Consider the following 20,564-nt stretch of genomic DNA (forward strand, 5'->3'; position numbering starts at 1 on the left):
AGCGATATACAACACGATGAGACCGCACCTGAGTTTAAATATGGAAACGCCCAATCAGGTGCATAATAGAAAAGGCCAGCTACTGGAGCTGGCCTAAAAACCGTCAACCTATTTTAGGACGGGTCAACCTGCTGAGTTTATAAAGTAAATCGTTTAACGAGCTCTTCAAGTTGTTCTGCTCGCTCATTAAGATTGACACTGCCGCTGCGATTTTCCTGCGCAAGACCCGCTGATTGACTTGATTGGTCGGCAATATGCACAATCCGTTGAGAAATTTCTTGCCCCACATGGCTTTGCTCTTCGGTGGCGGTGGCGATTAAGGCGTTCATATCCATAATGTGTTGAATCGAACTTTTAATCAGTTGTAGTGCTTCACTAGCGGCGTTTGCACCAGTTACCGCTTCTCCGCTGCGTTCTTGGCTGCTATCCATGGCTGATACTGCCGCATCAGACCCACTCTTAAGGCGCTCGATCATGCCATGAATTTCACCGGTACTTTGTTGAGTACGACTGGCAAGTTGGCGTACTTCGTCGGCAACCACGGCAAAACCGCGACCTTGTTCGCCCGCACGTGCAGCCTCAATGGCCGCGTTTAGAGCGAGTAAGTTGGTTTGTTCGGCAATGCCTTGAATCACACTTAGTGCTGATGAGATATTTTGTACATCGCCTTCTAGTTTGGCGATAACTTCACTCGCTTGTCCTATCTCGTTTGCCAAGGACTGCACAGTAGCTGCTGCGCTATCTACTGTGGTCATTGCGTCACCAGCGCTGTTATCTACTTGCTGAGCAGAGTTAGCGGCCTGATTAGCATTGTCGGAAACATCATGCGCCGAGGCGGTCATTTCAGTCATGGCGGTGGCTACTTGCTCGGTTTCTTCGCGCTGTTCAACTAAAAGTTGGTCTACAGAGTTGGCTCGGTCAGACATCGATGAGGTTTCTTGGGCTACGTCATGCGCCACTTTGCCTACCATGCTGATGATCTCATGCAGCAGTTCAATAAAGGCATTAAAGTTAGTGGCGAGTTGACCAAATTCGTGTACGTAGTTGGTATTTAGGCGCGCACTTAAGTCGGCATCGCCACTGGCCAGTTTCTCAAAAGACAGGGTAAGATCGTGCAGTGGAGACATAATGCTGCGATTGATGAAGTAACCAATTAACAGGGCAAAGGCTAATAGGGCAGAAGCAGTTAAGCCCAAAAATATTAATGATGAGTTTAGGCTCTCTTCTGCATGCTCTTCAAGCTGAGCGATAACCGCGTCTACATCGTCGGTATAAAAACCTGTTCCCATCATTAGATCCCAGCGGTCTAAGTAGACAGCATAACTAAGCTTGGGAGATGACTCAGTAGCACCTGGTTTGGGGAAGTAGTAGGTATAAAATTCTTCTTTTTGTGATGCCTTGATTAAGTCTTGAATTAGATACTGACCTTGCTTGTCTTGTAAGGACCAAAAGTTATCACCAATGCCCTTATCTAAAGTCCCCATGAATACTCGAACACCTTTATTGGTGTAGCCAAAAATATACCCTGATTCGCCATATTCTAAGCGCTGCAAAATGGGCAGTGCTTGTTCAAGCGTTCCTCCGTTTTCATAAATTTCGGCGACGGCGGAGTAAGCCATGTCCATGTAGGCTTTTAACTCAGCCTTTTTCATGGAAACCATATTCTCTCGCGTCTCGGTTGATTGACCGTGAGTGAGTTTTTGAGTTTCTGAAATTGTCAGTAATAAGATACTAATTGACAAAATAAGTACGGGGGCAAGGGCAAGTATTAACAGTCTTTTACGAATGGTTAAGGACATAATCTTTCTTCCAAATTGTTTTATTTTACAGCTTTTTATAAGTGTAGACGGCAACTGGAGCTAGTTTGTATTAACCATTAGTCATGACTAAAAACGTGATCAATACATTGTTTTAATTAATGTTTTTGTCACTTTGAGGGGCGGGGTGTTGTTGATGCCAAATTTTAGCAGGAACAATATCAAGTGCAGTTCTATATCCAGTGTCGAATAAGCGTAGTTTTGCTTGGTCGTCTAAATGAAAATCTACCGGTGAGGTGTTACCAGTATTAACCACAATAGTGCGATGCCAGAATTTCTCGTTAACATATTCTCGAGAAATGGTGGTCATAAAAGTACGTATTAATAGTGATATGTATGCCGCGAGTGGAAAAATCCCGTTGGTTTGAAGTGGCTTAATATCGTTATCACCACGTAAGCGAAAGCAAATTACCGGGGTGCCATCGGTGGCCCAGTCTTGATGTAAAGCATCTTCAGACAAAATGCTACCGTCTACCATTAAATGGTCTTGGTAGGGCTTGAATGAAAAGATAAGCGGAATCGACATTGAAAAACGCACCGCCCGAGAAACTTTGAGATCAGGGGTTCTTTTTGCATCAAATACTACAGGTGAACCTGAGCGTACATCGGTGGCCACTACGTGCAGTTGTAAAGGAAGTTCTTTGAACGTAGCACCGTTAAGCAAATCATCTATCCACGCTTCGAATTTGTCGCCTGAACATAACCCGCCGTTGCGTAATAAACTGATTAAGGAAAAGCCTTTGAACTGTTCGAAATCGGTATCTAGGGCAATGGCTTTGATTTGCTCTACATCCATACCGCTGGCAAACAATGAACTAATAATGCTGCCGCCAGATACTCCCACAATATGAGAGAACTGAACATTAAGCTCTTTTAAGCCCGCGAGGATCCCGATATGTGCTGGTAGCCGAGTTCCACCTCCCGCAAAGATGGGTACCAAAGTCCTTGGCTCATTGGATTGCATTAGCGTTTCCATTGTTTGATGATAGCTCAAGTATGTCGTATTTTTTTTACATCGCTATTGTTTATAACAATAAACTGATTTGTGAGAGCGCCACTTGAGACTGTTTACACCTCTACCACGGGTTAAATTATTGCTTGCTTGCAGCGTGCTATTTAGCATCAGTTGTTTCGCAGAGCTGCCTGCTTGCGATAATCAAGATTTAACTTATCAGCCAGCTCTGCCAGAGCTGCTGCAAGCCGAGCCGAACAGCCGGTCTTTTTCAGTGTTAGTTTGGAATACGTACAAAGGGCAAAATGAGGGATGGATAGAGCAGCTTGAGCAGTTTAGCCAGCAGGTAGACTTTATGCTGCTACAAGAAGCGAGCAGAGAGCGTTTTAGCCAATGGAGCAAGCTTAGCCAATGGCATATGTATCAAGCTATCGCATTTGAGTGGTTTGGTGACGGCCTAGGCGTAGTGAATCTTGCAAAACAATCGAGTAGCGAGAACTGTTTGGTGCTAAGCACTGAGCCGTGGATAAGGGTGCCTAAATCGGCATTGTTACAACACTATCAGTGGCAGGATAAAAGCTTATTGATTGTTAATGTACACAGTATCAACTTTACCTTGAGTGAAGCCGATTATTTAAAGCAATTACAGCAACTGAGCCCTTGGTTGGCCGCTTATGATGGACCTTTGATTTTAGCTGGGGATTTTAATACCTGGAGTGTAGGACGTTTAGCGGTGTTGGAACAGTTTATTTTGGCCCATCAATTAAAAACAGTATCGTTTAAACCCGATGAACGTACTCGCTTTTTTGGTAAAGCTTTAGATTACATTTTTTATCGTGGCTTAACGCTTCAAAGTAGCCAAAGCGTTGCTACCGATACATCGGATCACAACGCCTTAATGGCTAGTTTTGAGTTTTCTACGCGCTCACTTCGGCAACGTTAATGTATAACTTCAATTTTTGACCCGGCTGTAAGTAGTGATTTTTATTTAGGTCATTCCACTTTAATAAATCGGTTATCGATACTTTAAACTTCTGCGCAATACGAGACAGTGAATCACCATTTCTTACTTGGTAAGTCACGGTTTGAATATGATTTTTACTGGCTTTAGATTTTTGCCAAATAACTAACTTTTTACCTGGTTTCAAAGTGTCAGTAGGCGCCATGCTATTCCACTTAGCAACATTTCGGTGGCTAACCTTGTAGGCTTGCGCGATGCTCCAGAAACTATCACCAGACTTTACTGTGTAACTAAGTTTGATGTCACCACGTGGCTTGTTTTGCTGGCTAACTAATCGTTGGCTTTGGCTTAGGGTATAAGCGCTTTGTTTGCGAGAAGATACCGGCACCAACAAGTGCTGACCAATTCGAATCGTATTGTTGCTCAGCTGGTTTAGCTCGCGGATTTGTTTGCTGGTGGTGTTATAGCGCTTTGCAATAACACTTAAACTATCACCCGATTTTACTTTGTAACGCGCCCATTGCATGCGTTCTTGTTTAGACAATGATGCTAAAGCAATCTCAAAGTTGGGGACTGTTTTGGTTGGAACCAACAAGTAATGTGGGCCGTCTGGTGCTGTGGCCCAGCGGTTAAAACCTGGGTTTAATTTGTGCAGCTCGTCGAGCTTGATACCTGCAAGCTCAGCTGCCAACGCCAAATCAATTTGGCTGTAAGTGGCTACTTTTTCAAAATACGGCTTGTTCGCAATGGCTGGAATATTCAGTTTGTAGTCATCACGCTGTTGTAACATTTGGCTTAAGGCCAGTAGTTTTGGTACGTAAGCACGGGTTTCTCTTGGCAGGTTTAATGACCAGAAATCAGTGGCTTTACCGGCTTTTTCGTTAGCACGAATAGCGCGACGAACTCGACCTTCGCCAGAGTTGTAAGCCGCTAAGGCGTGTAACCAATCGCCGTCGAAATATTTGTTGAGGTATTCCAAGTAATCTAAGGCGGCATGGGTGGCAGCATAAACGTCACGTCGTCCGTCGTACCACCAATTTTGCTCTAAGCCAAAGCGCGTACCCGTTCCTGGAATAATCTGCCAAATGCCTGCCGCTCGGCCATGCGAGTAGGCAAAAGGTTGAAAGGCGCTTTCTACAATCGGTAACAAGGCCAGCTCCAATGGCATGTTGCGACGCTCAATTTCTTCAACAATGAAGAACAAATAAGGGTCGGCGCGCACTGATACGCGGCGCATGTAATCTGGATGTTTTAAAAACCAGTTAAGCTGGGCTTGTAGGCGTTTGTTGTTTTCTGGTAGCGGTATCGCCAGTTGGTCTTCAATACGTAGCCACACGTCGCCGTAAACCACTGGCTGAGGCGCTTCGACTTTAGCGACAACTTCTGTTTCTTTGCTAAGACTGTCGTCACTGGTTTGACTGTTCGCCGCTACTTCGGTGTTTTGTTCTGGTTGCGTAAGCCCTGAATCGGCGGGGGCCAATTGCTCGGTTACGGTGGGAGTGGTCAGTTGGCAAGCGCCCAATAACAATGAAAAAAGGCCAACAATGAGCGCTTTCATGATTTATCCATCTACTAAAAATTCAGAGCCAATGTTATTGAGGTCGCGTGAAATTAGCAAGTCAGAAGCGGTCTTTCCATGACCTGAGGGCAGCAAACACTGCTATCTCATTGTTTAATGGCTGTAAATTTTCTAGCTCTACCGCAGCTTTAATTGAGGCATTCTGGCAACGTAGGAAAGGATTTATCGCCAGTTGCTGCTCTAAACTTGTGGGTAGGGTGGGTAAGCCCATTTGACGCTGCTTGCTTACTTGTTGCTGAAAGTTCACTAAAGCTTGATTATCAGGTTCTACGGCTAAGGCAAATTGAAGATTTGCTTGGGTGTACTCATGCGCGGCATAAATTAGCGTTTCACTATCAAGTTGACAAATTTTGGCTAAAGAGCGGTGCATTTGTTCGGCGCTGCCTTCAAACAGGCGACCGCAGCCGGCCGAAAAAATGGTATCGCCAATAAACAAATGCCCCGGGCTAAAGTAAGCAATATGATCCAAGGTGTGCCCTGGTACTTCAATAACAGACATCTCATCACGTAAACCTTGCGGCGTAATACTCATACCTTCGTTAACAACAGTGTGAGGAAAGTGATATTTGCTATTACTTGGGGCAAATACTTCTGCTGCTGGATAGGCTTCGAGTAACTCTGTTACTCCTCCAATATGGTCGGCATGATGGTGGGTAATAAGGATCGCGCTAAGCTGGCCATCAATTTCTTGTAAACGCTGTTTCACAGGGCTTGCATCACCGGGGTCGACAACGACACAATGGTTTGAATCAACCTCTTTTAATAACCAGATATAGTTATCATTAAAAGCGGGTATATGGATGATTTGCATTATGATATCTCTGTCGTTAAAGTCGATGAGACATTATTGCCTTATCTGCAATAGATTGGTACGGGGAATTGATGAAGCCGGCGAAAATTCGTGAAGTAATTGAAAGTCCTGACTTCTGGCAAGATTTGCCATTAGGTGATTGGCTAATGGATCAGCAGCAAAGTTTGTTGGACCAATATCTGCCAGTAGCTTTTGGTTATCATATGTTAAAACTGGGTAATTTAAGTGCTCAGCTTAATTGTCACGCGTCGATGATTCGTCATCAGCTAAATGTGGCGAAGGAGGGGCATTTAATAGGTTTGCGTGCCAAACCGGAGCAATTGCCTTTTCAAGAAAGTAGTATCGACCTCTGCTTGTTAGCCCACAGCTTAGATTTTTCAAAAGACCCTCACCAATTATTGCGCGAAGTGGAGCGCGTACTCACTGCCGACGGCTACATTATTATTAGTGGTTTTAATCCTTTTAGCTTATTAGGTATGCGCCGTTATTTCCCTTTTAGAAAGCGTGGTTTGCCTTGGTCTTGCCGAATGTTTACTCCTGCGCGAGTAAAAGACTGGCTTAACCTTTTGGGTTTTGAGGTGTTAAATGATGAGCGTTTAGCTTATACCTCTTTTGTTAATAGCCGACCCGCACCGCAATGGTTTGAGCGTTGGGGGAAACGCTATTTTAGAGCGACTGCCTCAGCCTATTTTATTGTGGCGCGAAAACGCAGAGCCCCGCTTACTCCTATTAAAAAAACTTGGCGAGTCAAGCAGCGCATACCTGTAACGTCATCGATTAGTGGCTAATCGTGTAACTGTTCGTAGGCGAGGTCGATTTGCTCTGGGTTATTAGTAGCCGCTTCTCGAGCTAAATCGTCTACCCGTTCGTTTTCTGGGTGGCCTGCATGGCCTTTTACCCAATGCCACTCAACCTGATGACGTTGGCATGCGGCATCTAAACGTTGCCATAAATCAACATTTTTCACTTCGGCTTTGGCTGCGGTTTTCCAAGCGCGTTTTTTCCAATTGTGGATCCATTGAGTAATGCCTTGACGCACATATTGGCTGTCGGTGGTAAGAATGACTTTGCAATCTTGTTTTAAGCTTTCTAGGGCAACAATAGCAGCGAGCATTTCCATACGATTATTGGTGGTGAGGCGAAAGCCTTGGCTGAGTTCTTTGCGATGTTGCTGATATACCAGCAGTGCGCCATAACCTCCTGGTCCGGGGTTACCTAAACAAGAGCCGTCAGTAAACAAGTGAACTTCTTTTGCCATATCTTTGGTAAACTAACAGGATTATCTGCTTAGTGTCGCATAGGAGCTGTTTTGAACCAATCTAAGAGCCATCGTTTAATCGTATTTGATACTGAAACCACCGGTATGAACGATAGTGGCGGGCCTATCTACCAAGGGCACCGAGTGATTGAAATTGGTTGTGTTGAAGTTATTGACCGTAAGCTAACCGGTAATACTTTTCATGTGTATATCAATCCAGAGCAGCTGATTGATGAAGAGGCAATCCAAGTTCACGGTATCACCGATGAATTTATTGCCGATAAACCGCTGTTTAGAGATGTTGCGCGAGACTTTGTTGAGTTTATTCGTGGTGCCGAGTTAGTGGCGCACAACGCAAACTTCGATATTAGCTTCTTAGATCACGAGTTTGCCATGATGTCGCGAACCTTAACTAAAGCGATGCCAAATTGTGCCGATATTTGTACTATCACTGATTCTCTATTGGTGGCAAGACGAGGCGAGTACAATAAACGTGAAGTACAGTTAGCGGGTAATAAACCCTTACCTTCACGGAAAAACTTAGATTCTTTAAGTGATTACTATGGCGTAGACCGCTCTTCACGTACCTATCACGGTGCATTGCTTGATGCTGAGTTATTGGCCGACGTGTTCTTAAAGATGACCGGTGGCCAGAATAAGCTGAACTTAAAGCAAAAGGGCAGTGGTGACGGAGTAGGTGTTCGCTTGGTTGATTCAAACAGGCCTCCACTAAAAGTGGTGTTTGCTAGCGAACAAGAACTTGGTTCGCACCAAGAGCGCTTAGATTTGGTAGAAAAAAAGGGAGGCCAGTGTCGCTGGCGTAACTAGACTGAATGATTAAAAATACTCTGTGGCTGTTGTTATGGCTGGCGCTTCCCTTGCAGGCTAGCACTATTTTTGAAAATCGTGATATCCCTTTAATCGATAACCGCTTTCGTTTAGATCACAGTATCGAGAAAGCCACCTTCCTGCTGTATCGTTCGCCGGGTTCTCCGGCTGCTATTTTAGTACGCCCCGATGGCAGCAAAATCTATGCTTGGGAAGTGCCCAAAAATGTGAGCTGGTTAGAAACCGACGAGCTGGATATTGTGACCATTGAAAACCCAATGCGTGGTCCTTGGCAGGCTGTGGCGGAAAACAACGGGCGTAACCGTATTCGGATTCTCAGTGACGTAGAACTCAACGTTGATCCCATCCCCCATCAACTATATCAAGGCGAACGTTTACGCATCTCGGCACGTTTAAGTTCTAAGGGCGAGCGGATAGATCTAGAGGTCATGCTCAAAGAAGCCTTGATGAACGTAGCGCTAATGCGTCAACAGTTACTGGAAGACCAAACCGTAGAAGTGCGTCGAGATGAACTTGGTAAATTCTATGATGATGGTAAAGACTATGATGAATATGCCGATGACGGTGTATTCACAACCCACATTAAGCTAGAAGCTCGGCCAGGTAAGTATGAGATGGTGGTGAGCACGCTAAACCAAATTTTCACTCGCGCTCAGCTTTCGCCAGTTCTTATTTATCCTAATCCAGTGTCTATAAAGGTGATGTCACCAAAAGACGAACAGCGCCAAGCGCGTATGGCGTTGGTGATAGATACCGATGAAGTGCGGCCTGAGTCGGTAGTGATTAGCGGCAAGGTATATAACAACGTAGGGTGGGAACAAGCTTTTCAAACTTATGCAGACGGTGAAGAATTTACGGTTGATTTGCCTACACCTACAGAACAAGGCCGCTATCGAGTCATGGGGACGTTATTAGCAACAACGATTCAAAATCGCGAAATTGTTATCGATTTACCTGAAGAAGATTTTGTGATTTTGCCACCTCCCCCTCCGCCGCCAGAACCGGTGGTTGTTAAGACGGTGGTTGTGCCAGAACCAGAGATGTCGCTGTGGTTAGTTATACTGGTATCGGTATTCGGTTTTGTGGCGGTTGCTGGCTTGGCATTTTTGTTTATTTGGTGGCGTAAACGTAAGGCCTTTGAAGCGGCGTTAAAAAATGCCAAAGAAGCCCCAGCGGCCCAACCAAGTGTTGAGCCTAAAATGGATGAAGCTAGTACTTTAAAAATGCCGTCTGAGTGATTTTTTAACCGTCTTGGCTAAAAGCTCGGCGCATTGGCTAAAACATCGGCGCTTGAACGGGTTTTTAAAGAAATAAGACAATTCTTTGTTGACTCGTAATAGGCATAACCGTATTATCTGCGCCGCACCAGACGAGATGGTTCTGCGGAGTGGTAGTTCAGTTGGTTAGAATACCGGCCTGTCACGCCGGGGGTCGCGGGTTCGAGTCCCGTCCACTCCGCCACTACTAAACATTAGGCCTCGTTAATCGAGGTTTTTTTGTGCCTGAAATTTACCAAGTAAACTCTGGTTTGGCTAATCTTGGTACTTATCTCTAATGGCTGCAAAACGTTCAAAGTTGTTGAGTAGTCCGTCTACCAGTTGTGGGTCAAACTGCACACCACGTTGCTGTTTTAAATACTCAATAATCTCTTCATCGTTCCAGGCATCTTTGTAGCAACGAATACTTCCCAGCGCATCAAATACATCGGCTATCGCAGTTAAACGGCCACTCAGTGGGATTTGCTCGCCTTGTAAGCCTCTTGGGTAACCCGTGCCGTCCCATTTCTCATGATGCGAACCAGCAATCTCTGAGGCGAGCTGCATGACTTCAATATTTGAGTCTTTCAACATGTTTTCGCCAATAGCGGCGTGGGTTTGCATGATTTCCCATTCATCAGGGCTGAGCTTACCGGGCTTATGCAAGATTGCATCGGGAATGGCAACTTTGCCTACATCGTGTAACGGTGAGGCAAGTTTTAGTTGTTCTACTCGCATAGCCGGCAAATTAAGTTGCTCGGCTAACAGCGCGGTGAACAAGGCGACTCGTCGTACGTGCATGCCAGACTCTTTTGAGCGGGTTTCTACTATTTCGCCTAAGCGATACAGCACTTCTTTTTGGTTGGTACTTATCACTTCATTGAGTCGAATGTTTTCCAGCGCTACTACAATGTTTTCACTGAGTAGATTAATGAAATGCTGGTCGGCTTGATTAAATGGTGTATTACGCGTGATGTAAAACAGTAAGTTGTAGGCACTGTTTTCACAATAAATCACTAAGGCTTCATCGGTGAATACGTTTTGCTTGGTGCTAATGGCTTGGCTAAACATTTGCTGCTGAGCAAGGGGGAAATCTGATAATTGTTGGTGTTGTTGGCTCGGTCGCTGCTGACCTTGGTAGGCCAACAGTTGTAACTGTGTCGCTTTTACCTGATAAGCAAACTGTTCCACCTGATAAATGCAGCTGTCTTCAAGGTTAAGGATCACCGCTAGTTGTTCAAGAGCGCCTTCTACAAAGGTAAATAGAGCATTTTTCTCAAAGATCCCTCGTGACGCTTTAACAACTTTTTCTAAACCGATTTTGTGTTTTTCTAGGGCACAAATATCTCGATAAGAACGTAGGCTTGCTCTAATTAGAGTGCGCAGTTTTTGCGAGGTGAGCTCAGTTTTGTCTTTGTAATCATTAATGTCGTAGTTTTCTACCACTTCATCTTCGGGTGCCTGCCCAGGCTGGCCAGTGCGTAATACGATGCGCACACTTTGATTATTGAGAGTTTGCCTAATGTGTTTAACTAAACGTAAACCGGCATCGTCGGTTTCCATGACTACGTCGAGTAAGATCAACGCTATGTCGGGGTGAGTGGTAAGTAGCTGTTTGGCTTCTTGAGCTGAATTGGCGTGCAGGAATTGAATAGATTTGTTATCAAATGCAAACTGCGACAAGGTCATTGTCGTGATGTGATGAACTTCTGGCTCATCATCAACCACTAAAAGCTTCCATTGCTCTTTTGATTGCGCTACCTCAGGGGCTGAGTCATCCAGTAAAAAGATGTCATCACTCATTGCTGTACCGTGCCTATTTTTTCTTAGTTTAAAAGTATTTTAGACCCAAATTCAATGTGTTGTTTTTGTTTGTTATAAAAAAAGCGAGCTATGTCAGCTCGCTTTTTTATTATTAATTGTTACTTTACGCAACCGATTCCAAATCACCTGTGTTGGTTTTATCTAGGTCAGGGCGGTTCGCCAGTTGCTGGTGGTCAAAATCGTCCACATTAATTGCATTGAGGCGACCTTGTTCAGTGCGGCGCATTAATGCGGCTTCGTCGGCATTGATAACGCCTAGCTTAATGCCTTCTTCGGCGAGTTTATCTAACATAGTGAATGAACGCTTTTCGCCTAGTGCTTTACACACTTTGTCGTAGAGCGCCTCACAAGCCAATACATCTTCTAGGGTTTGTTCTAGCTCACCATATACGTTGCCGGCTACGCGGCTATCAAAACGCCCTTGGCCTACACGATTACGGGTTTCACTCGGTTGCTGCAAAATGCGCGCAAGTTTGTGATCAAGTTTGTCACTTGGCGCCCGCAATGGTTTGCCTAATGGGAACATGACTAAACGCATTGCTTTGCCAACCCACTTATTAGGGAAGTTTAGCAGTAGCTCATCTAAAGCTGTTTGTAATTGATAGAGTGAATCTTGCATAGCCCAGTGCAACAGATCTAAATCTTCAGCTTTACGGCCATCGTCAGCGAAGCGTTTTAAGGCTGCTGAACCTAAGTAAAGTTGGCTAAGCATATCGCCTAAACGGGCTGATACACGCTCTTTACGCTTGAGATTACCACCCAAGGTACCCATGGCTACGTCTGATAACAACGCTAAATTACTGCTAAAGCGTGTGAGCTGTTTGTAATAAACGGCGGTTTGGTCTGAATATGGTGCGCTAACCATAGTGTGGCTACTTAGGCCAAACCAAAAGCTACGTACAAAGTTGCTGGTGGCGAACCCTAGGTGGCTAAATAGCGCTTTGTCGAACTGTTTTAAACCTTGGTTGAAGTCTGGGTTAGAGGCTGCTTCCATTTCATTTAGTACGTATGGGTGGCAGCGTATTGCGCCTTGACCATAAATAATCATGCTGCGAGTCAGAATGTTAGCGCCTTCCACTGTAATCGCGATTGGGGCGCCTTGATAAGAACGCGCCAAGAAGTTTTTAGGCCCTAAACAAATCCCTTTGCCGCCTACCACATCCATGGCGTCAATACTGGCGTGTTGGCCGCGATGAGTGAGGTGGTATTTTACAATGGCGGTAATTACCGAGGGTTTCTCCCCCAAGTCAATCGCCGTTACGGTTAAATCTGAGGCTGCGCCCATTAAATATGCGTTACCAGCTAAGCGAGCAAGAGGCTCTTCAACCCCTTCCATTTTACCAATTGGTAATTTGAATTGGCGACGAATGCGAGCATAGGCACCAGTAGCCAATGCTGCATTCTTAATACCGCCAGTAGCGCTAGACGGTAGGGTGATACCACGGCCTACCGATAAACATTCCACTAGCATACGCCAGCCTTGGCCAGCCATTTCTTTGCCACCAATAATGAAGTCGATAGGCACAAATAATTCGTTTGCACGGGTAGGACCATTCATAAAGGGTATGTTTAGCGGGAAGTGACGACGGCCCACCTCTACACCGTCTATGTCTGTGGGAATGAGTGCACAGGTAATGCCTAATTCTTTTTGCTCGCCCAACAAAGCTTCTGGGTCTGACAGCTTAAACGCCAAACCAAGAATGGTGGCGACAGGAGCCAGCGTTATGTAGCGTTTGTTCCAAGTGATACGCATCCCCAATACTTGCTCGCCTTGCCACTCACCCATACAAACAACGCCAGCATCGGGAATTGAGCCGGCGTCTGAGCCTGCCTCAGGGCTGGTTAAGGCAAAACATGGGATCTCTTTACCTTCGGCCAAGCGGGGAAGATAGTGGTCTTGCTGTTCTTTAGTGCCATAGTGTTGCAGCAGTTCGCCGGGGCCTAATGAGTTAGGTACACCGACAGTGCTTGAAAGTACGGCTGAAATACTGGCCAATTTTTGTAGGACACAAGATTGTGCATAAGCCGAGAACTCTAAACCGCCATATTGCTTTTTAATAATCATGGCGAAGAATTTGTGCTCTTTTAAGAAATCCCAGACTTCCTCTGGTAAGTCTGCCAACTCATGAGTGATTTCCCAATCATTGGTCATGGCACAGACTTGTTCAACCGGGCCATCTAAAAATGCTTGTTCTTCTGGACTTAAGCGCGGAGCAGGGTAGCTATGTAGTTTTTTCCAATCTGGTGCTCCGCGGAACAAGTCGCCTTCCCACCAAGTAGTGCCTGCATCAATCGCTTCTTTTTCAGTTCGCGACATTTCGGGCATGATTTTTTTGAAGATCTTGAAAAGCGGTTTAGAAATTAGCTGCTGACGCAAAGGTTTGAAGTTAAGCCCACCCACAATCAGTAAATAGCCTAGCCAAAATAGCTCACTGAAAGGCGATATAACACTGTAGCCCAGCAGAGCTGCGGTTAGCACCAAGCTAAACGCTAGTAGTGAGGCTCTAAAATAGGCAAGTCCGCCCATCAATAAAATAATGCCAATAGCGGCAATTAAAGGTAAGTAACTTTGCATCAATATCTCCCTGACGTTGGTAAGAGGTCTGACCTCTTAGGGTATTTGTAACGCATTGGTTAACAAAGTTCAAGCTATTCACAAATATTCAACATTTAGCTTAGCGTATTGTTTAGTTAACAAATTATTGTTTGAGCTTGATTTCAGCGCTGATCAACGGCAAAAAAAGCGTTATAGTGTGGGAATTAACACGCCTTGCCCCCTAAGGGATAACCTAGATGAAAAAACTGATTGTTGAAGAGTTACAAGAAGCTGCCACGGTATTAAACGCATTTATTGCCGATGAAAAAAATATTGATGCTATTGAGCAAGCAGCCCGCATGCTGGCAGATAGTTTTAAACAGCAAGGTAAAGTGCTCGCGTGTGGTAACGGTGGCTCGCATTGTGATGCAATGCATTTTGCCGAAGAGCTTACTGGCCGCTACCGAGAAAACCGTCCGGCGTACCCTGCCATCGCTATCTCTGATCCAAGTCATTTGTCATGTGTGAGTAATGATTACGGTTACGAATTTGTATTTTCGCGCTATCTAGAAGGTTTAGGCCAACCTGGAGATGTACTATTTGGGATAAGCACCAGTGGTAACTCTGGCAATATTGTTAAAGCGATTGAAATGGCTAAAACAAAAGGCATGAAAGTTATTATTCTGTCAGGCAAAGACGGCGGAAAAATGGCTGGCCAAGCCGATGTAGAAATTCGCGTACCGCATTTTGGTTTTGCGGACCGAATTCAAGAGATTCACATTAAAGTGATTCATATTCTGATCCAGTTAATTGAAAAGTATATGGCTGAGTAGGCAATTGTCCTTAAAGAATTTAACAAGCGAGTTGCAGTATGTGTGAGTTACTAGGAATGAGTGCAAACGTTCCTACCGATATTTGTTTTTCTTTTACTGGTTTAGTACAACGTGGTGGAGTGACAGGCCCACATGTTGACGGCTGGGGTATTACTTTTTACGAGGGCAAAGGCTGTCGCAGTTTTAAAGATCCTGCACCGAGTTGCCAATCTAAAGTTGCCGAGTTGGTACAAGCTTTTCCCATTAAAAGCCAAGCGGTTATCGGTCATATTCGCCAAGCCAACCGTGGCTGTGTATCGCTGGAAAATACTCATCCTTTTACGCGAGAGCTTTGGGGACAGAATTGGACTTATGCGCACAATGGCCAGCTGAAAGGGTATAAGCAACTTGATACCGGCTTCTATCGTCCGGTGGGTGATACCGACAGTGAGCGCGCTTTTTGTTGGCTATTAGAGCAATTACGGATTAAGTACCCACGTAAGCCAGCCAATATGGCTGCAATGTTTAAGTTTGTGGCAAGTTTAGCTGACCAGTTACGCGAGAAAGGCGTATTTAATATGCTGTTAAGTAACGGTGAGTTTGTGATGGCGTATTGTTCAACAAATTTACACTGGATTACGCGACGCGCACCTTTTGGTGAAGCCCAACTCGCAGATGCTGATGTCACTATCGACTTTTATAAAGAAACCACGCCCAATGACGTGGTGACGATGATCGCCACTCAACCTTTAACCAATAACGAACAATGGCAAAAGATTACTAGCGGTTCTTATGTATTGTTTAAAGATGGGGAGCTGCAATAAAAAAAGCGCCAATTGGCGCTTTTATTAATTATCTGCGTAACCGCTGCTGGGTAACTGCTGGCCGTCGAGTTCGGCGTAATCACCTTGCATGACTAAGCGCTGCTCGATAAACCAATTTACCACTAATGGATAAATAGCATGTTCTTGAACTTGCACTCTATCGGCTAGGTCATCTGCACTATCTTCTTCAAATACTGGCACTTTAGCTTGCAGTACTACCGGGCCGCCGTCTAACTCTGCTGTTACAAAGTGTACGCTACAACCGTGTTCTTGGTCTTTAGCATCAATGGCGCGCTGATGGGTATGTAAGCCTTGGTACTTAGGCAGTAATGAAGGGTGGATATTCAGCATTTTTCCGGCGAAACGCTCCACAAAATGTGGACTTAAAATACGCATAAAACCCGCCATTACAATTAAATCAGCTTGTTGCTGCTCAATGGCTTCGGCTAGAGCAATATCGTAGCTTTCGCGGTCACTATATTGTTTAGGGTTTACAACTACCGTGTTAATTGCTGCCTGCTTGGCACGCTCAAGACCAAACGCATCGGCCTTGTTGCTTATTACCGCAGAAATAGAGGCGTTAATACGCCCCTCTTTACAGGCATCAATAATGGCTTGCAGGTTAGTCCCTGAACCTGAAATTAATACAACAATGTTGCCAGCCATTAGTTATCCTATTTAAATTCTACTTGGCCTTCACCTTCAGCAACATTTTCAATGTGGCCAATTTTCCATGCAGATTCGCCATGCTCAGCCAATAAGGCTAGTGCGGCTTCAACTTCTGCTTCTGGTAGGGCGATTACCATACCTACACCACAGTTAAAGGTGCGGTACATTTCTTCACGTGCAACGTTGCCGTTTTCTTGTAACCAATTGAACACTTCAGGCCACTGCCAGCTGTTTTCATCAACTACTGCTTTAGCACCTGCTGGCAATACGCGTGGTATGTTTTCCCAGAAACCGCCGCCAGTAATGTGTGATAAAGCGTGTACTTCACATTGCTTAAGCAAAGCCAGTACCGATTTAACGTAAATCTTGGTAGGAGTTAATAGTGTTTCACCTAAGGTGCTGTCGCCTAATACTTGTTTAGGATCGGCATTTGATACCTCAAGGATTTTACGAATTAACGAGTAACCGTTTGAGTGCGGACCGCTAGACGCTAAAGCGATAAGTGCGTCACCCGCAGCGACTTTAGTACCATCTATAATGTCGGCTTTTTCTACTACACCTACACAGAAACCTGCAATGTCGTAATCATCGCCGTGGTACATGCCTGGCATTTCAGCTGTTTCGCCACCAATTAAGGCGCAGCCAGATTGCTCACAACCTTGGCCAATACCTTTCACTACGTCTGCTGCGGTATCTACTTCTAGCTTACCGGTTGCGTAGTAATCAAGGAAAAATAACGGCTCTGCACCTTGTACAATAAGGTCGTTTACACACATTGCTACCAAGTCGATACCAACGGTGTCGTGTTTTTCCAAATCTAATGCAAGACGCAATTTAGTGCCTACACCGTCGGTGCCAGCTACCAATACAGGTTCTTTGTAACCAGTTGGCAATTGACAAAGTGCACCAAAGCCTCCTAATCCACCCATTACTTCAGGGCGCTGCGTACGTTTACTTACACTCTTAATACGTTCAACTAATGCATTACCAGCTTCGATATCAACGCCAGCATCTTTATAACTTAGAGGGGTGTTTTGTTTAGTCACGGGATTACCTTGCAACGAACATGGAAAAAAAATTTCGCGATATTTTAGCAGTCTTAGCGTCGCTGGAACAGTATTAAACGATAACTAAGACATTTTGTTGATATTTGCTAACATATCCCCATTGAGCCTGATTTAAACTAGCGGCTCACAATTCGGTAATTCAAAGGAATAGAGATGAAAGTTGTTGAAGTAAAACATCCCTTAGTGCGTCATAAAATTGGTCTAATGCGCGAAGCTGATATTAGCACTAAGCGTTTTCGTGAATTGGCTAGAGAAGTATCGGCTCTACTCACTTACGAAGCTACAGCAAACCTAGAGATAGAAGACGTAACCATTGCGGGTTGGAATGGCCCTGTAACGGTTGAGCAAATTAAAGGTAAAAAGGCTACGGTAGTGCCTATTTTGCGCGCCGGCCTTGGCATGATGGACGGTGTTCTGGAGCACATGCCTTCAGCTAAAACCAGTGTAGTAGGTATTTACCGTGATGAAGAAACACTTGAGCCTGTTCCTTACTTTCATAAACTTGTAGGCCAAATTGATGAGCGTTTAGCGATTGTGGTTGATCCTATGTTGGCCACTGGTGGCTCTATGATTGCCACCATTGACCTATTGAAAGATCAAGGTTGTAAAGACATTGTGGTATTGGTTTTAGTAGCAGCACCAGAAGGTTTAAAAGCGTTAGAAGCTGCACACCCTGATTTGGTCTTGTATACTGCATCAATTGATGAAAAGCTAAACGAGCAAGGCTACATCCTTCCAGGATTAGGTGATGCTGGCGATAAAATCTTTGGTACCAAATAAGGTCCCATCGTTTTATAGAAATTAAATCTCTAGGAGAGTGTAGTGATTAAAAAGTGGTTGTTAATACTGAGTTTGGCCTTTGTGTTTTTCCCTGTGAGTGCTGCGCAGCAAAGCGATTTGTACCGAATTGAAGCAAGCGCTACTGGTGATAACAAGCAAGATCAGCAACACGCTTTTGAATTGTTAATGCTGCGCTTAACTGGAGATGCTAGTAGTAGCTCAAATGCTTTAGTGGCGAAAGCAAAGGGTAATATTAACCCTTATATACAACAGTTTTCTTTTGGCGACGACATTATTTCGGTGCTGTTTAACGAGAGCAAAGTTAATCAGTTATTGATGCAAGCTCAGCTGCGTTTGTGGGGTAAACAACGTCCAAACATTATTTTGTGGTATGCCAATGAGCAAAACTTTAATCGTGATTTACTGGCAGACAGCTCTCAGCAAGAGTGGCTGCAACAAAGTCGCCAACAAGCTCAGTTATTAGGTTTGCCTATTCGCTTACCTGTGATGGACTTAGAAGACAGCATGGCGGTTAACGTAAATGATGTATGGGGGGGCTTTGATGGCCCGCTGTACACCGCGAGTGAGCGCTACGCAACGCCATTAATATTAAGCTTTAGACAATATCCTCAAGGTCAAAGTTGGCAAATTCAATGGCGCTTACTTGACGGTACTAGCCAAGTGCAATTAGATAGTGGCCAAGTACAGGCGTCGCTTGAGCAAGTAGGCGCTGAAGCAATGAGTGCAGTAAGCGCGAGTTTGGCTGCACGTTATGGCGTGGTGCTTGGTGAGGGTGAAGCTGAAGCAAGCTTAGTGAGTTTTGCAAATGTAACAAGTATCAACAAGTATGTTGAGCTAGAACGTTTCCTTAACCAGCAGCCTAGCGTAGCAAGCGTAACGCTGCATCATGTTCAGCACGACATTTTTACTTTCGAAGTTCAGTTATTAAGCCCTTGGGAAGACTTACAGGCCTCTTTAGATATCGCGCCAAGGCTTCAGGCTGATGAATTAAGAGTCAAGTACTACTACTTCCAATAGCAAACATTTTTCATCTTAATAATGAGCTGGTACAATGCATCAAGTTTTTGTATCAGCTTTGATTTAACACTTTGACATTTTCCCCGCAATTATCACTTCCTGTACATTTACCTGATGATGAAACCTTGGTGAGTTTTTACCCAGGGGATAATCAACAGTTATTAAGTGCACTGCGAAATCTTGCTTTAGATAAAGGCGAGAGGATGCTCTATTTGTGGGGCAGTGAAGGCTCGGGTAGAACTCATTTACTGCATGCTAGCTGTACCGAAATGGCAGATGTCGGCGCGGCGAGTGCGTACTTACCCTTAGATCTCCATGCGGCAATGTCTCCGCAAATGTTGGAAGGTTTAGAGAGCATGGCCTTAGTATGCTTAGATAACATTGATGCGATTGTTGGTATTGATGCTTGGGAAGAAGCGATTTTTGATTTTTATAATCGTCGTAAAGAACTGGCTTCTACAACTCGTTTGATTGTTACCGCCAATGCGCCTGCGCCGCAGCTTTCCTTTGGTTTAGCCGATTTACAATCGCGTTTAAACTGGGGCGTTACCTACAAGTTACATGAGTTGGATGACGAGCAAAAATTGAGTGCCTTGCAGCTACGTGCTGAACTACGTGGGTTAAAAATGCCGTTAGAAGTGGCGCGCTTTTTATTAAAGCGTTTGTCGCGAGATATGCCTACATTATTAACCAAGCTTGATCTGCTCGATCAAGCGTCGATTACCGCACAGCGCAAACTTACCGTACCGTTTGTAAAAGAAATCCTCGAACTTTAATCCGGCGACTTATCTTTTAGCTTTTTTAAGCCGATGCCTAACTCTTTGCCTTTATGTTTTGCGTATTGTAAGCCAAACCAAAAGGCTGCTAATACCAATACTAACTCAACCGCAGCTAACCAGCGCTCACTCTCAGAGACAACCAATAAGGTTGTGCTGTGCAATACGTAGAGCAGCAATACAAAGCAACTCCAAGCATAGGTGTAAGGCTTACCGGCGAGTATTCCTTTTAGTGGAAATAACAATGGCACCACCCAAAATGCCAGCATTAAGCCAAGGCTAATGTCGACGGGTGGGGAAAGCCACAAATGCCACATTAACACCCAAGCCAATAAGGCCAGATATGATCCTTTCGCTAAAATCAGCAGTTGTGCAGTGCTAAATTTAGACAATCTCAAGTACCTGCTCTGGTGGACGACCAATGCGTGCTTGGCCTTGGTTGATTACAATTGGGCGCTCAATAAGCTTAGGGTTTGAATGCATTGCAGCGACTAGTTGCGCAGGAGTCAGCGAGGCGTCGGCCAAGTTAAGCTCTTTGTACAAATCGTCTTTTGTGCGCATTAGTTGGCGAGGCTCAAGCTGCAGCATCTTAAGAATATCGTTGATCTCAACTTCGCTCGGCGGCGTTGTGAGATAAAGCACCACCTCTGGCTCAATACCTTTTTCTTGCAATAGTTGTAGTGTTTGGCGGCTTTTAGAGCAGCGAGGGTTATGCAATATTTTAATGTTAGACATGGTTAATCCTTTGGTAACAA

Annotated in this window: 20 protein-coding genes and 1 tRNA gene; 10 read left to right on the forward strand and 11 right to left on the reverse strand. The window is 44.8% G+C overall.

Annotated elements, in window-relative coordinates; all coding sequences use genetic code 11:
• Window positions 1-137: 137 nt before the first annotated feature.
• Together FFR00_RS18650 and FFR00_RS18655 are read right to left on the reverse strand one after the other, a co-directional pair.
• Window positions 138-1,799 (reverse strand): methyl-accepting chemotaxis protein, encoded by a 1,662-nt coding sequence (locus FFR00_RS18650; protein WP_137674931.1) that lies wholly within the window; start codon window positions 1,797-1,799, stop codon window positions 138-140.
• A 112-nt stretch (window positions 1,800-1,911) separates the two neighbouring features.
• Complete coding sequence (locus FFR00_RS18655) at window positions 1,912-2,781, reverse strand: patatin-like phospholipase family protein (protein ID WP_235836262.1); 870 nt, start codon at window positions 2,779-2,781, stop codon at window positions 1,912-1,914.
• Window positions 2,782-2,875: 94 nt separating this feature from the next.
• On the opposite strand from FFR00_RS18655, the gene FFR00_RS18660 reads away from it, so the two are divergent.
• Window positions 2,876-3,712: an endonuclease/exonuclease/phosphatase family protein gene (locus FFR00_RS18660; protein WP_137674933.1), complete on the forward strand. Its 837-nt coding sequence runs from the start codon at window positions 2,876-2,878 to the stop codon at window positions 3,710-3,712.
• On the opposite strand, the gene FFR00_RS18665 is transcribed toward FFR00_RS18660, so the two are convergent.
• Together FFR00_RS18665 and gloB are read right to left on the reverse strand one after the other, a co-directional pair.
• Window positions 3,687-5,288, reverse strand: coding sequence for a LysM peptidoglycan-binding domain-containing protein (locus FFR00_RS18665; RefSeq protein ID WP_137674934.1), 1,602 nt, complete (start codon window positions 5,286-5,288; stop codon window positions 3,687-3,689). The genes FFR00_RS18660 and FFR00_RS18665 overlap by 26 nt on opposite strands.
• A gap of 61 nt (window positions 5,289-5,349) precedes the next feature.
• Entirely contained in the window at window positions 5,350-6,120 is a 771-nt protein-coding gene (gene gloB / locus FFR00_RS18670) for a hydroxyacylglutathione hydrolase (protein WP_137674935.1), read from the reverse strand.
• Window positions 6,121-6,191: 71 nt separating this feature from the next.
• Between gloB and FFR00_RS18675 the strand changes: the two genes are divergently transcribed.
• Complete coding sequence (locus tag FFR00_RS18675) at window positions 6,192-6,908, forward strand: methyltransferase domain-containing protein (RefSeq protein ID WP_137674936.1); 717 nt, start codon at window positions 6,192-6,194, stop codon at window positions 6,906-6,908.
• Here the strand turns inward: FFR00_RS18675 and rnhA are convergent.
• The gene (rnhA, locus tag FFR00_RS18680) at window positions 6,905-7,378 is read right to left on the reverse strand and encodes a ribonuclease HI (protein WP_137674937.1); all 474 of its coding nucleotides are present in this window, start codon (window positions 7,376-7,378) and stop codon (window positions 6,905-6,907) included. The genes FFR00_RS18675 and rnhA overlap by 4 nt on opposite strands.
• Window positions 7,379-7,429: 51 nt before the next feature.
• Between rnhA and dnaQ the strand changes: the two genes are divergently transcribed.
• From dnaQ to FFR00_RS18695, 3 genes are all read left to right on the forward strand, one after another.
• The gene (gene dnaQ / locus FFR00_RS18685; protein ID WP_137674938.1) at window positions 7,430-8,206 is read left to right on the forward strand and encodes a DNA polymerase III subunit epsilon; all 777 of its coding nucleotides are present in this window, start codon (window positions 7,430-7,432) and stop codon (window positions 8,204-8,206) included.
• A 5-nt stretch (window positions 8,207-8,211) separates the two neighbouring features.
• On the forward strand, window positions 8,212-9,465 hold the full coding sequence (locus FFR00_RS18690; protein ID WP_137674939.1) for a TIGR03503 family protein: 1,254 nt from the start codon (window positions 8,212-8,214) through the stop codon (window positions 9,463-9,465).
• A gap of 146 nt (window positions 9,466-9,611) precedes the next feature.
• A tRNA-Asp gene (locus FFR00_RS18695) sits at window positions 9,612-9,688 on the forward strand.
• A 71-nt stretch (window positions 9,689-9,759) separates the two neighbouring features.
• Here FFR00_RS18695 and FFR00_RS18700 read toward each other — a convergent pair.
• Both FFR00_RS18700 and fadE read right to left on the reverse strand, forming a co-directional pair.
• On the reverse strand, window positions 9,760-11,286 hold the full coding sequence (locus tag FFR00_RS18700; RefSeq protein ID WP_137674940.1) for an HD domain-containing phosphohydrolase: 1,527 nt from the start codon (window positions 11,284-11,286) through the stop codon (window positions 9,760-9,762).
• Between the two features lie 124 nt (window positions 11,287-11,410).
• Complete coding sequence (fadE, locus tag FFR00_RS18705) at window positions 11,411-13,882, reverse strand: acyl-CoA dehydrogenase FadE (RefSeq protein WP_137674941.1); 2,472 nt, start codon at window positions 13,880-13,882, stop codon at window positions 11,411-11,413.
• 218 nt (window positions 13,883-14,100) lie between these two features.
• On the opposite strand from fadE, the gene lpcA reads away from it, so the two are divergent.
• Complete coding sequence (gene lpcA / locus FFR00_RS18710; protein WP_137674942.1) at window positions 14,101-14,676, forward strand: D-sedoheptulose 7-phosphate isomerase; 576 nt, start codon at window positions 14,101-14,103, stop codon at window positions 14,674-14,676.
• Between the two features lie 38 nt (window positions 14,677-14,714).
• Window positions 14,715-15,479: a class II glutamine amidotransferase gene (locus FFR00_RS18715; protein WP_137674943.1), complete on the forward strand. Its 765-nt coding sequence runs from the start codon at window positions 14,715-14,717 to the stop codon at window positions 15,477-15,479.
• A gap of 24 nt (window positions 15,480-15,503) precedes the next feature.
• On the opposite strand, the gene purN is transcribed toward FFR00_RS18715, so the two are convergent.
• On the reverse strand, window positions 15,504-16,145 hold the full coding sequence (gene purN, locus FFR00_RS18720; RefSeq protein WP_137674944.1) for a phosphoribosylglycinamide formyltransferase: 642 nt from the start codon (window positions 16,143-16,145) through the stop codon (window positions 15,504-15,506).
• An 8-nt stretch (window positions 16,146-16,153) separates the two neighbouring features.
• Window positions 16,154-17,194 (reverse strand): phosphoribosylformylglycinamidine cyclo-ligase, encoded by a 1,041-nt coding sequence (gene purM / locus FFR00_RS18725; protein WP_137674945.1) that lies wholly within the window; start codon window positions 17,192-17,194, stop codon window positions 16,154-16,156.
• Window positions 17,195-17,368: 174 nt separating this feature from the next.
• Here purM and upp point away from each other — a divergent pair, with 174 nt between their 5' ends.
• The 3 genes from upp to hda all read left to right on the forward strand — a co-directional run bounded on the left by upp (window position 17,369) and on the right by hda (window position 19,809).
• Window positions 17,369-17,995 carry a uracil phosphoribosyltransferase gene (gene upp / locus FFR00_RS18730; protein ID WP_137674946.1) on the forward strand — a complete coding sequence of 209 codons (627 nt, stop codon included), beginning with the start codon at window positions 17,369-17,371 and terminating at the stop codon, window positions 17,993-17,995.
• A gap of 42 nt (window positions 17,996-18,037) precedes the next feature.
• On the forward strand, window positions 18,038-19,033 hold the full coding sequence (locus tag FFR00_RS18735; protein WP_137674947.1) for a DUF2066 domain-containing protein: 996 nt from the start codon (window positions 18,038-18,040) through the stop codon (window positions 19,031-19,033).
• A 71-nt stretch (window positions 19,034-19,104) separates the two neighbouring features.
• Window positions 19,105-19,809, forward strand: a complete 705-nt coding sequence (hda, locus tag FFR00_RS18740; protein ID WP_137674948.1) for a DnaA inactivator Hda — start codon at window positions 19,105-19,107, stop codon at window positions 19,807-19,809.
• On the opposite strand, the gene FFR00_RS18745 is transcribed toward hda, so the two are convergent.
• The gene (locus FFR00_RS18745; RefSeq protein ID WP_137674949.1) at window positions 19,806-20,201 is read right to left on the reverse strand and encodes a DUF2069 domain-containing protein; all 396 of its coding nucleotides are present in this window, start codon (window positions 20,199-20,201) and stop codon (window positions 19,806-19,808) included. The two genes, hda and FFR00_RS18745, sit on opposite strands and share 4 nt — an antisense overlap.
• Window positions 20,194-20,544 carry an arsenate reductase (glutaredoxin) gene (gene arsC, locus FFR00_RS18750; protein ID WP_137674950.1) on the reverse strand — a complete coding sequence of 117 codons (351 nt, stop codon included), beginning with the start codon at window positions 20,542-20,544 and terminating at the stop codon, window positions 20,194-20,196. The genes FFR00_RS18745 and arsC overlap by 8 nt, the downstream gene beginning before the upstream one ends.
• Window positions 20,545-20,564 lie beyond the last annotated feature (20 nt).

Source organism: Agarivorans sp. Toyoura001 (genome assembly GCF_005405585.1).
Lineage (GTDB): Bacteria > Pseudomonadota > Gammaproteobacteria > Enterobacterales > Celerinatantimonadaceae > Agarivorans.